This window comes from Cedecea davisae DSM 4568 (genome assembly GCF_000412335.2).
GTDB classification, from domain to species: domain Bacteria; phylum Pseudomonadota; class Gammaproteobacteria; order Enterobacterales; family Enterobacteriaceae; genus Cedecea; species Cedecea davisae.
Genome location: NZ_KE161030.1, coordinates 4,033,985 through 4,049,302 on the forward strand (window position 1 = coordinate 4,033,985; position 15,318 = coordinate 4,049,302).

The following is a 15,318-nucleotide window of genomic DNA, read 5'->3' on the forward strand; positions in this document are numbered from 1 at the left end:
TCTTGATTTTTGGTAAGTATAGTGACCAGCACACTTAATGTCCAAAAACAAATGGTCACTATGCTTACCACATCCTCATTTTTTGGTAAGTATAGTGACCAGAAAGGAAACTCAGCCGCGCCAGAAAGGCTTATCGCCCAAGATAGTGGCGCGGTGCATGATGCGGCGAGCCGGAAGATAATCGGCGTTGGCGTAATGCTGCGTCACGCGGTTATCCCAGATGGCGATATCGTTCTGCTGCCAGCGCCAGCGAACCTGGAACTCGGGTTTGGTGATATGGGCGAACAGGAAGCCGAGCAGCGTTTCGCTCTCTTTTTCCGTGAGGTTGACGATGCGGGTGGTGAAGCCTTCATTAACGAACAGCGCCTGCCTGCCGCTGACCGGGTGGGTGCGGATAACCGGGTGGCGCAGCGGCGGGTTCTTCGCTACCGCCTCGCGCCAGCGCTGGTGCTCGACTTCGTTATGGGCGTATTTGTATTCCTGGAAGGATTTGCGGAAATCATGCTCCGCCTCCAGCCCGGAAAGCAGCTTTTTAAACGGCTCAGACAACGCTTCATAGGCCGCAATGCCGCTGGTCCACAGCGTATCGCCCCCGGTTTCCGGCAGCTGCTTCGCGGCAAGAATTGCCCCCGCCGGAGGCGTTTCGATAAAGGTCACGTCGGTGTGCCAGTTATCGTTATCCGGCGGATTATCGTTGTGGGTATCCAGCACGATTATCTCCTCCACGCCTTCGGCATGCGGATAAACCGGGTGGATATGCAGGTCGCCAAAGCGCAGGGCCAGGGCGCGCTGCTGCGAGGGCGTAATTTCCTGTTCGCGGAAAAACAGCACCTGATGGCGAATCAACGCGTGGTAAATCTGCTCGAACTGGTTATCGCTCAGGCCGCGCGTCAAGTCCACGCCGCTAACCTGCGCTCCGATGTACGGCCCCAATGGCTTAACGTTCACTTTTTCACTCATTGTCCTTCTCCATGCCAGGGGGTTAACCGGCGCTGCAATGCGCGTAGCCCCAGTTCTAAACAAAATGCGATAACGGCTATCACGCCGATACCGGCCAGCACCACGTCGGTTGCCAGGAATTCTCCGGCGGACTGCACCATAAAGCCCAGCCCGCGCGTGGCGGCGATAAGTTCGGCGGCCACCAGCGTGGACCAGCCCACGCCCAGCCCGATGCGGAACCCGGTCAAAATTTCAGGGAGTGCGCCAGGCAGAATGACGTGCCAGATAACCTGTAAACGGGAAGCGCCCAGCGCCTGCGCCGCACGAATACGAACCTGTTTCGCGCTGCGCACCCCCGCCATGGTGGACATCGCCACCGGGGCGAAAATCGCCAGATAAATCAGCAGAATTTTTGAAGTCTCGCCAATACCAAACCAAATCACCATCAGCGGCAAATAGGCCAGCGGCGGCACCGGGCGGTACAGCTCGATAAGCGGGTCGAGGATGCCGCGCACCGTGGTGCTAAGCCCCATAGCAATCCCCACCGGGATACCAATCAGCACCGCCGCTGCCAGGGCGGTAAGAATACGCCCCAGGCTGGCGGCCAGATGCTGCCAGAGCGTGGCATCCATAAAGCCCTGCGGCCCGGCGATGGTAATCAGCTTCGCCAGAACCTGCCCCGGCGGCGGCAGAAATAGCGGGCTTACCCAGTGCTGGGCGGCTACCCACCACCACAGCAGCACCAGCGTAACCAGCGTGCCCGCGCTGAGAGTAAGCTGGCGGGAGAGCGGCCAGCGCAAAGCAAGGCGGCGGCGAGCCGGTTTATCCTGAATCACAACGCTCATAAGAAGCCCTCCCGCTGTTCGAATACGCGGCTCAGCACATATTCACGTTTAGCGATAAATTCGGGGTCGGATTTAATGCTGCGGCACGGTTCCCCGGCGGCAAAGCGACGGCCAAAATCAAGCGGCAGCCTTTCCAGCACGCGCCCAGGCCCCGGTGAAAGCAGCACCAGCTCCGTTGCCAGGAACACCGCCTCTTCAATATCATGAGTTATCAGCAACACCTGGCGGCGGCTTTCATGCCAGAGCTTGAGCAGCAGGGTCTGCATCTGCTCGCGGGTGAAAGCATCCAATGCGCCAAAAGGTTCATCCAGCAGCAACAGCTGCGGCTTCGTTGCCAGCGCTCTCGCAATGCCGACCCGCTGCCGCTGGCCGCCGGAAAGCTGCCAGATGGCCCGCTTAGCTTTATCTTCCAGGCCAACCTTGCGCAGCATGTCGAGCGCTATCTCTTCACGCTGCTCTTTAGCCTGCCCGGCAAGCTGCAAGCCAAAAGCGACGTTATGCAGCACCGAGCGCCACGGCAGCAGCCCTTCGTTTTGAAAAACAACCCCGCGTTCGGCGCCGGGGCCTTCAACCGTTTTCCCCTGCAACGTAATGCTGCCGGAGTGATAAGGCGCAAAACCGGCGATCAGATTAAGCAGCGTCGTCTTACCGCAGCCGGAAGGGCCGAGCACTACCAGCAGCTCGCCCTCATCCACCGTCAGATTGATATCGTCGAGTACCGCTTTGCCGCCGTACTCCGCGCTGAGATGCGAAACCTGTAACATCGCCGTGCCTCCTGTCCGTTTACTGCGCCAGCGGCTTCACGAAGCGGTCGGTCACAAACTGGCTGTAATCAGGCGCAATCGCCGGAACCTTGCCCTGTTCTTTCAGGAACTGCGCGGTATCGACAATCGCTTTATTAACCGGCCCGCTGAGTTGCTCAACCTGCTGCTTCGCGGTGAGGTAGGTATTGCCCTTCACCAGCCCCGGCACATCGCTTTCAGGCACGCCGCTCAGGCGCGACAGCTTGCTCAGGTTATCCGGCTGCTTGAGCCATTGGTCCGGGTTATCGATGTAACCCTTCTGCGCCGCAATTGCGCCGCGGGCAAAGGCGGTCACCACGTCAGGATGTTTCTCGGCAAAGTCTTTGCGTACAACCCAGACGTCAAGCGTTGGCGCGCCCCATTTACCTACCTGAGCGGAGTCCGTAAGTACCGTGCCGTCTTTTTCCAGCTCGTTTACCGCAGGCGCCCAAACATAGGCTGCGTCAATGTCGCCGCGCTGCCAGGCGGCAATAATCGCCGGAGGCTGAAGATTAAGGATCTGAACCTGATCCGGCTTAATCCCCCAGTGTTTGAGGGAAGCCAGCAGGCTGTAATGCGTAGTGGAGATAAACGGCACCGCTATGCGTTTACCTATCAAATCCTGCGGGGTTTTAATCGCTTTTTTAACCACCAGCGCCTCGGAGTTACCAAGCTGGGAGGCCAGCAGGAACACTTCAATCGGCACGTTCTGGCTGGCGGCCACGGCAAGCGGGCTGGAGCCGATGTTGCCTATCTGCACGTCGCCGGAGGCCAGGGCGCGCACCACGCTTGCGCCGCTGTCGAATTTGCGCCATTCCACCTTCGCCCCGCTGTCTTTGGCAAAAGTATCGTCGGCCTGGGCGACTTTGGCAGGCTCCGCGGATGTCTGGTACGCCACGGTAACGTCCACGGCGTGGGCCTGAGTGGCAATAAGGGCCAGTGCTACCAGCCAGAGTGAGTGTCGTTTTGCTGCCATGATCCTGCTCCTGTCTCGGGGGAGAGAGCAGTATTTCCAACAGCAACGATTCCATAAAAGAATAAAAAATTATCGCTAATGCCTTTCCGTCATTAGAAAAAAAGTGGCTATAGATAGTCGCTGGCCAGCAATGGAAAAAAATGCCTCCGGGCTGCGGCACGATCCGCGCTTCGTTCTGCACGAAAGCACAGGTGTTCGAAGGTTTTAGCCAATGCCGGTGCTTGCCGGGCGGCAGCTGTTTATGTCTGCTTCTACGCTGCGCCAGGCATCGAAAGCGTAACGACTCAGCTTAAATCAACGTTCTTGCTGCCGAAGAACCAGGTCATCACGAAACCGGCAGCGTAAGCAATAAAGATCCCGGCGACGTAAACCGCCATTCCTGCGAAGATCCCCTGGCTTGAAGTCATCAGTGGGATAGAAACCAGCCCGGACGGGCCGAACACGGTATTCAGCCCCACCGGCAGCCCAAGCCAGGCTACCAACCCGATAAAGAACCCGCCGATGCCGCCGCCGATACAGGCGGTAATAAACGGCTTAAGGCGCGGCAGCGTTACGCCGTAAATCAGCGGTTCGCCAATCCCCAGCAGGCCGGGGATAATGGCGCCTTTGATTTGCGTGCGCAGCACCGAGCCTTTCTTCGAGCGGGCAAACAGCGCCAGCGCCGCGCCAACCTGCCCCGCACCTGCCATCGCCAGAATGGGGAACAGCGAGTTAAAGCCCTGGGCATCCATCAGCGCGAAATAGACCGGAACAAAGCCCTGATGAATACCGAATACCACGGCGATCAGGAACAGCCCCGCCAGCACCGCCGTGCCAAACGGGTTGCCGTTGAGGTGCATAAACAGCCACGACATGCCTTTAAACAGCTCGCCGCCTATCGGCATAATCGCCACGAAGGTTATCGCCCCGGTGATGAGCAGCGTGATTGTTGAGGTAAGGATCATATCCAGATTGTCGGGGATCATCCGTCGCACCTGGCGCTCGATCCACGCCCCGAGAATACAGGCCAGCAGCACGCCGATAATGTTGCCTCGCGGGTCGATAGCCAGGCCAAAGAAGGTGTCCATCCCCGCGTAATAGCCCACCTTGCCTTCCGGCACGTAGCGCAGGATAAACAGCGAAGCGATTATCGCCCCGTTAACGCCGGTGCCGCCAAACGCCTTCTGGGTGTTAAAGCCGATAAGAATGCTCAGGAAGGTAAACAGCCCGATGCTGAACACTTTCATGTAGGCGATCAGCTGCGGCAGCCAGGCCGCCGGCGTAACGCCTTCCACAATCAGGGTCTGTTGCAGCAGGGTCGCTATCCCCAGCAGCAGCCCGGCGGCAATAAAGCCGGGAATAAGCGGGGTAAAAATGGTGGCGAACTTAGTCAGGAAGTTATGCACCGCGCTGTTCTGCTTTGCCTTCATCTGCTTTTTGTTCTGGCTGGCGAGCGCCTGTAAATCGGCGCTTTCAGCTTTCTCCGGCTCGCTCACGGCTCCCGGCTTCAGCATACAGTTCATCAGCTCGCTGGCGGTTTGTGCTTTGCCGGGGCCAAGAATAATTTGCAGCTGATCGTCGCCGTTGACCACGCCCAGCACGCCGGGGATGATCTTCAACTCGTCATGCTGCACGAGATCGCGATCTTTAAGCGTCAGGCGCAGCCTCGTCATGCAGTTGCCGCACAGTATGATGTTGCCGCTGCCGCCCGTCAGGCGCAGGATCTGTTCAATCATCGAGCCGGTGATTTTCGCCATAGCTATCCGTTTATCCCCTGCAATGCTTTACGTATAAAGCCCTGGTTTTTCGCCAGCAGCTCGCCCGCCGCTTCGGCTGACAGGCCGCTAAGCAGCATGAAGATCGCCGTTTTGCAGTGACGGTTGCAGGCGTTAAGCGCCTGCCCGGCCTGCTCCGGGGTACATTCCGTTGCCTCCACGACGATATTGACCTGGCGCTGGAGCAGCTTGGCGTTGGTCGCCTCTACGTCCACCATCAGGTTGCCGTACACCTTGCCGCTGCGGATCATCGCGCCGGTGGTTATCATATTCAGCACCAGCTTTTGCGCGGTGCCAGCCTTCATGCGCGAAGAGCCGGTAACCACTTCCGGGCCGACAACCGGCTCGATGGCGATGTCCGCCGCCAGGCTCATTTCACTGCCCGGATTACAGGAGATAGCCGCTACCGTTGCGCCCACGCTTTTTGCGTACGCCATCGCACCCAGCACATACGGCGTGCGGCCGCTGGCGGCAATCCCCACCAGCACATCGCGAGCGTTAAAGTCCAGGTTACGCAGATCCTGCTCGCCCATTTCCCGGTTATCTTCGGCGTTTTCTACCGCCTGCAAAATGGCCGGATGGCCGCCAGCAATCAGCCCTACGACCTGCTCACGCGGGGTTCCGTAAGTTGGCGGGCACTCACTTGCATCCAGAATCCCCAGACGCCCGGAAGTCCCTGCCCCGCTGTAGATAAGCCTGCCGCCGTGAGCAAAAGCCTCAACGACCTTATCTACCACCAGCGCGATTTGCGGCAGCGTAGCCTCCACCGCCAGCGGCACCTGCTTATCTTCGTTATTGATAACCGCAAGCATCTCTAAAGTAGGCAGCGTATCGATCGCCGCGCTCGCCGGGTTGCGGCTCTCGGTGACCAGTTTGGTTAAATTAATCTTCATCGGGACATCCATTAGTGTGTTCTGCTGTGCATAGTATGGAATATTTTATTCCATGTGCGTGAGCATAATCACGAATATTTTATTCCAAACGAAGGGGAATAGCGGAATAACCCGGGAGGAAAAGCCGCCCCTGTGGGCGGCGAAAGAGGGAAATCAGGCAATGCGGGCGAAACCGGCTTCCAGGTCGGCTATCAGTTCTTCAACATTTTCCAGGCCGATGTGCACGCGCACCAGCGTGCCGGTGAAGTCTACCTTTCCAGCCGGGCGAATTTCGTTCAGCTCTTCCGGCTGGTTTGCCAGGATAAGCGATTCAAACCCGCCCCAGGAATACGCCATATGGAACAGCGTGAAGTTATCGAGATAACCGGCAAGCTGCTCGTCCGACAGGCGATTTTTCAGCACAAAGGAGAACAGGCCGGAGCTGCCGGAAAAATCACGCGCGAAGAACGAGTGCCCCGGGCATTCGGCCAGCGCGGGATGATTCACCCGCTCCACCAGCGGATGAGCCGACAGCCAGCGGGCAATCGCGATGCTGCTTTCCTCATGCTGCTTCAGCCTCACGCCCAGCGTACGCAGGCCTCGGGCGGCCATATACGCCGTATCAGCATCAAGCGTCTGGCCCATCAGGTATGAGTTCTCGCGCAGGCGATCCCAGCAACGCTCATTGGCCACCGCCGTGCCCAGCATGCCGTCCGAATGGCCGATGGTGTATTTAGTCCCGGCCTGAATCGAAATATCCACGCCGTAATCCAGAGCGCGGAACAACACGCCTGCGGCCCAGGTGTTATCCAGCATGATGACAATTTCCGGGTTAACGGCGCGGATTGCCTTAATCATGCCGGGAACGTCCTGAACTTCCATGGTAATAGAACCGGGAGACTCCAGGAAAACGACCCGGGTATTCGGCTGAATAAGCCCGGCGATCCCGGCTCCGATCATTGGATCATAGTAAGTCGTTGAGACATTGAATTTACTCAGGATCTTATTACAGAAGTCCTGCGTTGGCTCATAGGCCGCGCCGGTCATCAGGATGTGGTCTCCGCCGCTGACGAAGGCCAGAATCGCGTTGGTGACCGCAGCCGCGCCGCACGGATAAAGCGAGCACCCGGCTCCGCCTTCCAGGTCGGTCATCGCCTTCTGGAAGGAAAAATGCGTCAGCGTGCCTCTGCGCCCGTAAAACAGCTCGCCTTTCGCCCGGTTGGCGGTGGCAAATTTTTTGTCTTTAACACTGTCAAAAACCAGCGAAGAAGCGCGCTGAATTACCGCATTTACCGCGCCCTGGGTATAGCGTTTTTCACGCCCTGCGGTGACCAGCTGGGTTTCAAGATGCATTTTCTTTTTCATAAGATTCTCCCGTTATTTCCTTAATTCATTCCATTCAGATGACTTAACCAGCGAGACTATCTGCCGCCAGCGGGGCGCTTGCTGCGGGTTCACCGCGCTTCTTTCCGGCGAAGCGTTCAACAATTTGTGCCGCATTAAGATCGTGGATAACGTTGATGAGCGTGGCGGGTGCGTCAGTTATGGTGCCGAGCACCACCAGCAGCGGGATGGCCTCCATCGGCAGGCCGAGCGTGGTGACGATAAAGATTTCCCCGAGGAAAGCTCCGCCCGGCACGCCGCCAACGATAATGGCGGACAGCACGGCAATCAGCATTGCGAGGAAGAAGGTTTCGCTGGTAAACGGCAGGCCGAGAACCGAATAGATAAAGACGATTTTCAGCGCGGCAATCATCGCTACGCCGCCTTTATTGAGATTCACCAGCAGCGGAATAGAGACATCGACGATTTCAGGATTGATGCCCATCGCCTTACCCGCGCGCAGCGTAACCGGCAGCGTACCAAGCGAAGAGCAGGTGCCCAGCGCTGTCGCAGAAGGCTCAATAGCGTGCCGCCAGAAGGCCTTCACCGCCGGCAATCCGCCGCCAATCCACGAGTAGAAAATAGAACCCAGCACGTAGTAGATAAGCGTTGCGGCCATAAACAGCCCGATTGCGCGAGCGAAGGTCATTAGCAGCCCTGCGTCCTGGCTCGCCATAGTGGCGGCGAAGTAACAACCCAGGCCAATTGGTGCCACCTTCATGATAATTGAGACAATTTTCATGATAACGGTGTTGGCATCTTGCAGCAGAGCGGCGATGCGTTTGCCCGCCTCTGCCGACTGACCAATCGCCACCCCGGCGATAATGGCGATGACGATCAGCGCCAGAATGTTCGACTTGGAAAACAGGCCGACGAAGTCGCTGGTGGTCACCATGCTGACAAAATCCATCTCTCCCGCGCCGCTTTTAACCGAGTGGGAAAGATCGATAGTCACGCCCTGGGCCGGGTTGTACCAGAGCGCCAGCAGCACAATGCCCGCGGCAGGAATAAGCGCCATGGCGATGGACACAATAAAAATAACCACCATGATGCGACCAAGCCGCTTGAGGTCAGTCATGCCGGCGATAGAAGACATCACGCTTACGCCAACCAGCGGCACAATAATCATAAACAACAGGTTGAGGAATATTTGCCCGATGGGCTGTAATTTAATGGCGTAAGACGGGGCATAAATACCCAGCAGGCCACCGATAATAAGCGCAAATAAAAGAACAAATGATGATTTGTAGGGTTCGAGGCGTGTCCACATAAAGGATACCTTCTCAATAAAAGTAATAATAACTGGGACGAAAATCACAATTACCAACTGCTGTAATTAAATCCCCGGGGCTTTTGTGATGTAAATCACTAATGATGTATAAAATTCATTTTCTAACTTCTTTATTTACCTCAACTCAATAGTTACACTTTTATAATTGGATTGGTATGGGGAATTAATACCGTTTCCGCAAATCACTTGTGAGTAAAAGGAAATAATGAGCGCGCCAATTTCACTCAAGCATCTTGAGGTTTTCGTCAAAATTATCGACTGCGGGGGGCTGACTGAAGCGGCGGCTCAGCTCAGCGTCTCGCCTTCTGCGGTGAGCAAGAGCCTGGCGGCGCTGGAGGATTTGCTGGGCACTACGTTGATAAAAAGAACCACCCGCAGCATTACGCTTACCGATGCTGGGCAATATTTGTTTAACCGCGCTAATAAGTTAATTAAGGAATTTGACGATACGCTGAATACCACATCCAGTTATTACAACAATCCACAGGGGGAATTACGCATAACCTGCTCTATTGCCTTCGGCTATGCCAGACTGGTCAACCTTGTTGATAAATATCGGGCGCATTTCCCGGATGTGAATCTTTATATCGACCTTAACGATAACTTTATTAATCTTAATGAATCCGACTTTGATATCGCCCTGAGAATATCCACCTCTCCGCCGCAAAATTACGCCATGCGCAAGCTGGCCCCTGTGCGCTGGGCCTACTGCGCCACCGCGGACTATCTCAGTAAGAAAGGGATGCCGGGAAAACGCACCGACCTGGTGACCCACGACTGCCTGGTTTACCCCGGGCTGACGCCGTTAATTAAAACCACCGACGAACACGATCGGCAGCATCAGTTAAAAATGCGCACGCCCATCCAGGCGAACAGCAGCCTGGTATTGCTCAAATCGGTGCTGGAAAACCAGGGCGTGGCCTACCTGCCCACTTACCTGATTGGCGACCATATTCAAAAAGATGAGCTCACCCCCCTGCTGCTGGACGGCATCATCACCTATGAAACCCACGCGCTGTACGCCCTCTACTTCCCGAGCAAATACAGCAACCCGAAGGTCAGGTCGTTTATTGATTTCCTGGTTGAGCAACTAGCGCCGCAGCCAGCCTGGGATAGCTGGATACCTTAACGAGGGAGAAGTGGTTTGCAGTCAAACATAGCAAGGCTGCTTAGCCGGCACGATAAGTCGTGTAAATCTTTTGTACTTCAGGATTATCCAGGCTTTCATATGAGACATTTTCTTTGTCCAACCCATCCAGCCCTCTGATACCGCCGATAATCTGCGGCCAGCTATCACGGCTGGCAATACTGACGACAAAGGGTTGCAGATATCTATCCAGATGCCGTTTAGAAGGCTCCCCGATCTCATTGCTGAGCGCCCGCAGATAATCATCTTTATTGGTCTGCGACCAATTGATGGTAAATCCGGCCCGAAAAGCCAGTTCCATAAATACCAGCAGAATAGTGCGACCATTTCCGTCAAGAAAAGGGTGAGCAAAAGCCAGTAGCCCCATGACTTCACCCGGTTTGTTACGAAAGCTTGCCTGGTTACTTGCCAGAGAAAGCGCATATTCAGCCGCCCGGCGAATAGAATCGGGGCGTTCAAAAACAGTATGACGGGGGTTATCCTGAGAGCCTTTAAAGACGGCCAGATGCGGGACCAGATCATTGCGATCTTTTCCCGCCCAGGGATAGAAATCTGAGAAAAGAATTTCGTGGACTTTAAGAATCGATGAGTAGCTTACGACTTCCGTCTCAGCCAAATAAGCGAGTGCATCTTCAATACTTAACTCGAAAACAAGATGTTCCGCTCTTTTGACCTCATCAGGTTCTTTAAGCTGAAGAGCGTTTTGGAGGTATCCTGCTTTCGTAAAGTCACCAAAGGGATCAAAAGTCATGCATTAATTATCTTACGAAAATGCCTTTGCTCACTAAAATAACGCCCCTGGATCTCAATAATCTCGGCTTTAGTTAGCACACCCCTTCTTCTGAGATTAACGAGTAATTGTTCCACATCATCCAGCTCCACAATATCGTCAGCAAGGCCGGTAATAGCAACGGCCATACGGCTTATGTCATCACGACCTGGTGTAACATCATGATCTTCAGCTATTTTTTTAACATAGTTTGCAACACTTTCGAGCATCATCTCGGCCATAGAACACCCCTCAGTTGTTGGTTAAATTTTAGCACATCGGGATAATGATGTCTCCAGGCGGCACTGGCTCGCCCCGACCAAGCTCAAACACTCTTCAGGTAGTAAAACTCAACGGTGCCTTGCCAACATAGCCGCCTCGATTCTGGCTCGCGCATCGTCAAAACGGGGGCTGCGGGCTCTGAGCACTTCTTTCTCCCATAACGGGTTCAGCGGCACATGGTAGCCTGCGTTTTTGGCCTGCATCACCAGTTCCGCAAGTTCATCTTTGTTCTCTATTACGCACAGCGCGTTGAAGCGCCCTATCCTGCCGGGCAGAGCGAAGGTTGCCGGGTAATTACTTTCCGGGTCGGTAACCGGGTTGGCGCTGTCCGTCGCGTGGTGGACCACCGGCTCGCCTTTGCCCACCAGCGCCTGATTAATTACACCGACCATATGCCGCACTCGTTGCGACGAGTTGCCCATCTCTTCGTCGCTCCTGCGGTAGAAGCTGGCGGCGTCTTCGTAGTCGCGCCTTAGCTCCGGGTGAAGCGGGAGCTTGCTGTAGCTTTCCAGCCGCTGGCGGAAGACCTGATGCGAGACGTCCGGCACCTGCAAATTGTCCTCCCGCCCCAGGTCGCGGACGTGAGGGGCGATAAGCATTAAATCGTAATCTGCGGTGAAGGCTCGCGCCTGCGCATGCGGGGCAAGCACCTCAAGCGGCGCGCCTTTGTGCAGGATGCGATAACGCGCTTCTCCGCGGCCCGGTAGCCGCTGCGCTTCAAACTCATAATGCTCGCCGCTTGGCCCGCTGGAGCGGACTCTGCAAACGCCTTTTGCATCTTCGGCAGAGAATTGCCCGAGCATGCCGCTCTGAAACAGGCTTTGCAGGCGGCTTTGGGAGACGTCCAGCGGCACTGCCGCCGCATAGCCTTCGCGTATGCAGGACTGCGTTTGCTGGTTGAATTTGGCTATACGCTCGCCTGCGTCGCGCTCCAGTTTGCTGAAACGCTGGTCAACGCAGATAAACCCCGCCTGCGGCCCCCAGGAAGCGCTTTTCCCCTTGATATGGAACCCCTTGGTCGGGTGCCCCGCCGCAATCAGGTCCGTCGCCAGTTTATCTACCGGGCGAATACCGATGATGCAGTTGTATTCAGAGGCAACGCGCTGCAAAGGCAGAAGATGGGCGGGCACCATGCCCGTTTTAGCCGTGATCTGCGCGACCTGCTGCTCAAGCGCGTTGCGGCCAGGCCTGCTGGCAGCCTGCGTGGCACTGGCAGGAGGGCTGAAAGGAACAAGAGGAACGCCAACTTTCATTACGGGCCAGCTCCGGTGGGCATCAGGTATTTATCCAGCCCTGGCCTCGCCGGGGCAGCATCACGCAAAGGCACCAAGGCGGCGTGTGCTGCCCCTTGCATCACCGTTAAGTGTTGTCTTTCACCGTTTCAGTTCCACCGTTGGTTTTCACCGAGGCGATACCCTTCTCGCGCGAGGATTCGCTGGCGTACATCTGGCTGGTGCCTATCACCTGATGGTTCCCGGCTTTGAGGTTGAAATAGAACTTACCGTTGGCGGCAACCTTCCTGTCGTAGCGCTCATCTAAGGGGCTATTGGTGCGCACGGAGGCAATGCCGTTATCCGCCGAGCTGCGCGTTGTATACAGCTCGCTGGTGAGAATGACTTCGCCGTTTCCGGCCTTGAGAACGAACTTATATTGCCCGTCGCTGCTTTTGCTTAAGTCGAACCAACCTGACATGTTAACTCCTTGATTAAAATCATAAACAGTTAATGGATTGGGTGAACTACAAAATGAGTATGTACGAAAAACCGGCAACCTGCTTATTCCCGCTTTTACCCGGCCGGGACAAATGTCCTGACCGTTACGCCGATTTAAGATCCCGCTGGCAGTTTTCAGGCTAATCTGTTGGCAACGCAGGACGGGCGTCCTGTCCTTATTTGACGGGAAATTTTATATTGAGCAGCATGAAAAGCGAGAGCAGACAGAGCGACTGGCTAAGCGTCATCGAAAGAGTGACCGGTGACCCGGTGCTGTACGAACTGTTGAAATATTGCCCGCTGGACATTTTACGCAGCTGGCAGTTGAAGCAGTTTCCCCGCGGGGCGCTGGTTTTCCGCCAGGGTGAAATATGCGACGAATTTCACCTGATAATAAAAGGCGAGATTGACGTATTTACCACCGCCGACGATGGCCGTAAATACTCCCAGGCACGCTATAAAAAAGGCGACATGCTGGGTGAACTGGAGATATTTGAACAGCGCCAGTACATCTGCTCGGTGGAAGCGGTTAGCGATGCAGCGTTATTAGTTTTAGCCCGGGAAGATTTTTGCCGCTGGCTGGCATTAGATAACTACTTTAATCAAAAAATATTACAGGCCGTTAGCCACCAGTATTACCAGCTATCGAAAAAGGCCGGAGAAGACATTCTTTATTCGTTACATCAGCGTATTTGCCTGGTTTTATGGCAAAAGCTCCTGCAAACCGGGAGCAATACGCCCCAAAGCATTGTGATTAACAAGCAGCAATTAAGCGAGCAATTCGCCGTTGCGCCGCGCAGCATTAACCGGATTTTATCCGAACTGCGGGAAGAAAATATTATCGCGATTAACGGCGAGCAGATTCAGGTTATTGACCCGCAGCGCCTGCACCAGCACGCCGAACATTAACTAAAACGATAAACCCGGAGCCCTTTTAAATGGCTCGCTCTACGACCAGGTAAAAACACCATGACCCAACTCCAGCCCCATATCCGGCTCCGCCGGGAGATGACGCACGCCCGTTATGCGCTGCTGCCGGGCGACCCGAAACGCGTGGAACACGTCGCCAGACATCTGGACAACGTGGAAGACTTTGGCAGTAACCGGGAATACCGCTCCCTGCGCGGCTGGTTCCGGGGCGTGGAAGTCCTGGTGATGTCCACCGGCATGGGCGGGCCTTCAACCGCCATCGCCGTGGAAGAGTTGCGCCAGATTGGCGTCACCAACCTTATCCGCATCGGCAGCTGCGGTGCTATGCAAAACCATATTCGCCTCGGCGACCTGGTGATTGCCACCGCCGCCGTTCGCGACGAAGGCACCAGCAAGATGTACATCGACCCCGGCTACCCGGCCTGCGCGGACATCGGCCTGGTACACCACATAGCGCAGCAGGCTAAGCACCTGGGCTACCCGAGCCACTGCGGCTACGTGCGCAGCCACGACAGCTTCTACACCGAGCGGGAAGACGAGATTAACCAGTACTGGTCCGCCAAAGGCATTCTGGCGGCGGACATGGAAACCGCTCCGCTGATGGTGGTCGGCTCGCTGCGCGGAATGCGTATTGCCTCGGTGCTTAACGTGGTGGTTGAACACAGCGGCAGCCTGGAAGAAGGCATTAATAACTACCAGCAGCAGGAACATACCTGCCAGCAGGGTGAATCCCGCGAGATCTTACTCGCCCTCGAAGCGCTCTACCTTGACAGCCAGGAGCAGTAATCATGGATTTCTTCAGCATTAAGAATGTGATGGTCACCATCCCGCTCGGCGAAGGCGGCTACGCGCTGTCCTGGATTGAGGCCATCGGCACCGTTTTCGGCCTGCTTTGCATCTGGTTTGCCAGCAAAGAGAAAATAATTAACTACCTGTTTGGTCTGATTAACGTCACGCTTTTTGCCGCGATCTTCTTCCAGATCCAGCTTTACGCCAGCCTGCTATTACAGGTGTTCTTCTTCGCCGCCAACCTCTATGGCTGGTACGCCTGGAGCCGCCAGAACGAAGCCAACGAAGCCGCCCTGAAAATCCGCTGGCTGCCGCGCAGCAAAGCCATGACCCTGGCACTGGTTTGCGCCGTTGCCATCGCCCTGATGACCTTCTTTATCGACCCGGTATTCGCGGTGCTGACCCGCATTGCGGTGGGCGTGATGCAAAGCCTCGGCGTGGCGGTAGAAATGCCACAGCTACAGCCGGACGCCTTCCCGCTCTGGGACTCTGCAATGTTGATCCTCTCCATTGCGGCCATGGTGCTGATGACGCGTAAATACGTCGAAAACTGGCTGCTGTGGATAGTCATTGACGTTATCAGCGTGGTTATCTACGCCATTCAGGGCGTGTACGCCATGTCGCTGGAGTACATCCTGCTGACGGCGATTGCGGTGATGGGTTCCGTGGCGTGGATTAAGAGCGCTAAGCTGATTGGCTCCCGGCCTCTGGAATAATTATTACTGTTTATCGGGGCCGCTTAGCGGCCCTGACTTTTCAAGCCACCAACTCTGCTCATCCTCACATTACCGGCCTTACAACCGGCACTTCTGATTGACACAACACTCCACCGATAGTTTACTTATTT

Annotated in this window: 16 protein-coding genes; 4 read left to right on the top strand and 12 right to left on the bottom strand. The window is 55.7% G+C overall.

Annotation, left to right across the window (positions count from 1 at the left end; all coding sequences use genetic code 11):
• Window positions 1-111 precede the first annotated feature (111 nt).
• From tauD to HMPREF0201_RS18400, 8 genes are all read right to left on the bottom strand, one after another.
• The gene (tauD, locus tag HMPREF0201_RS18365; RefSeq protein ID WP_016538256.1) at window positions 112-960 is read right to left on the bottom strand and encodes a taurine dioxygenase; all 849 of its coding nucleotides are present in this window, start codon (window positions 958-960) and stop codon (window positions 112-114) included.
• Window positions 957-1,784, bottom strand: a complete 828-nt coding sequence (gene tauC, locus HMPREF0201_RS18370) for a taurine ABC transporter permease TauC (RefSeq protein WP_016538257.1) — start codon at window positions 1,782-1,784, stop codon at window positions 957-959. The genes tauD and tauC overlap by 4 nt, the downstream gene beginning before the upstream one ends.
• Window positions 1,781-2,548 (bottom strand): taurine ABC transporter ATP-binding subunit, encoded by a 768-nt coding sequence (tauB, locus tag HMPREF0201_RS18375; RefSeq protein ID WP_016538258.1) that lies wholly within the window; start codon window positions 2,546-2,548, stop codon window positions 1,781-1,783. The genes tauC and tauB overlap by 4 nt, the downstream gene beginning before the upstream one ends.
• A gap of 19 nt (window positions 2,549-2,567) precedes the next feature.
• Window positions 2,568-3,542 (bottom strand): taurine ABC transporter substrate-binding protein, encoded by a 975-nt coding sequence (gene tauA / locus HMPREF0201_RS18380; protein WP_016538259.1) that lies wholly within the window; start codon window positions 3,540-3,542, stop codon window positions 2,568-2,570.
• Window positions 3,543-3,826: 284 nt separating this feature from the next.
• Window positions 3,827-5,278: a PTS N-acetylmuramic acid transporter subunit IIBC gene (gene murP, locus HMPREF0201_RS18385; RefSeq protein WP_016538260.1), complete on the bottom strand. Its 1,452-nt coding sequence runs from the start codon at window positions 5,276-5,278 to the stop codon at window positions 3,827-3,829.
• Between the two features lie 2 nt (window positions 5,279-5,280).
• Window positions 5,281-6,189, bottom strand: a complete 909-nt coding sequence (murQ, locus tag HMPREF0201_RS18390; protein WP_039898838.1) for an N-acetylmuramic acid 6-phosphate etherase — start codon at window positions 6,187-6,189, stop codon at window positions 5,281-5,283.
• 153 nt (window positions 6,190-6,342) lie between these two features.
• Window positions 6,343-7,533, bottom strand: coding sequence for a cystathionine beta-lyase (metC, locus tag HMPREF0201_RS18395; protein WP_016538262.1), 1,191 nt, complete (start codon window positions 7,531-7,533; stop codon window positions 6,343-6,345).
• A gap of 43 nt (window positions 7,534-7,576) precedes the next feature.
• Window positions 7,577-8,821, bottom strand: a complete 1,245-nt coding sequence (locus HMPREF0201_RS18400; protein ID WP_039898839.1) for a dicarboxylate/amino acid:cation symporter — start codon at window positions 8,819-8,821, stop codon at window positions 7,577-7,579.
• A 226-nt stretch (window positions 8,822-9,047) separates the two neighbouring features.
• On the opposite strand from HMPREF0201_RS18400, the gene HMPREF0201_RS18405 reads away from it, so the two are divergent.
• Entirely contained in the window at window positions 9,048-9,971 is a 924-nt protein-coding gene (locus tag HMPREF0201_RS18405) for a LysR family transcriptional regulator (protein ID WP_016538264.1), read from the top strand.
• Between the two features lie 40 nt (window positions 9,972-10,011).
• Here the strand turns inward: HMPREF0201_RS18405 and HMPREF0201_RS18410 are convergent, their stop codons facing one another.
• From HMPREF0201_RS18410 to HMPREF0201_RS18425, 4 genes are all read right to left on the bottom strand, one after another.
• The gene (locus tag HMPREF0201_RS18410) at window positions 10,012-10,740 is read right to left on the bottom strand and encodes a Fic/DOC family protein (protein ID WP_016538265.1); all 729 of its coding nucleotides are present in this window, start codon (window positions 10,738-10,740) and stop codon (window positions 10,012-10,014) included.
• Entirely contained in the window at window positions 10,737-11,000 is a 264-nt protein-coding gene (locus tag HMPREF0201_RS18415; RefSeq protein WP_016538266.1) for a hypothetical protein, read from the bottom strand. The genes HMPREF0201_RS18410 and HMPREF0201_RS18415 overlap by 4 nt, the downstream gene beginning before the upstream one ends.
• A 108-nt stretch (window positions 11,001-11,108) precedes the next feature.
• Window positions 11,109-12,293, bottom strand: coding sequence for an anthrax toxin-like adenylyl cyclase domain-containing protein (locus HMPREF0201_RS18420; protein ID WP_016538267.1), 1,185 nt, complete (start codon window positions 12,291-12,293; stop codon window positions 11,109-11,111).
• Between the two features lie 106 nt (window positions 12,294-12,399).
• Complete coding sequence (locus tag HMPREF0201_RS18425; protein WP_016538268.1) at window positions 12,400-12,732, bottom strand: YegP family protein; 333 nt, start codon at window positions 12,730-12,732, stop codon at window positions 12,400-12,402.
• 218 nt (window positions 12,733-12,950) lie between these two features.
• Here HMPREF0201_RS18425 and HMPREF0201_RS18430 point away from each other — a divergent pair, with 218 nt between their 5' ends.
• Genes HMPREF0201_RS18430 through pnuC form a run of 3 tightly spaced genes read left to right on the top strand, consistent with a single transcriptional unit; the run spans window position 12,951 to window position 15,187 of the window.
• Window positions 12,951-13,661 (top strand): Crp/Fnr family transcriptional regulator, encoded by a 711-nt coding sequence (locus HMPREF0201_RS18430; protein WP_392397293.1) that lies wholly within the window; start codon window positions 12,951-12,953, stop codon window positions 13,659-13,661.
• A gap of 60 nt (window positions 13,662-13,721) precedes the next feature.
• Window positions 13,722-14,468 (top strand): nucleoside phosphorylase, encoded by a 747-nt coding sequence (locus tag HMPREF0201_RS18435; RefSeq protein WP_016538271.1) that lies wholly within the window; start codon window positions 13,722-13,724, stop codon window positions 14,466-14,468.
• A gap of 2 nt (window positions 14,469-14,470) precedes the next feature.
• The gene (gene pnuC / locus HMPREF0201_RS18440; RefSeq protein WP_016538272.1) at window positions 14,471-15,187 is read left to right on the top strand and encodes a nicotinamide riboside transporter PnuC; all 717 of its coding nucleotides are present in this window, start codon (window positions 14,471-14,473) and stop codon (window positions 15,185-15,187) included.
• The last annotated feature ends 131 nt before the right edge of the window (window positions 15,188-15,318 follow it).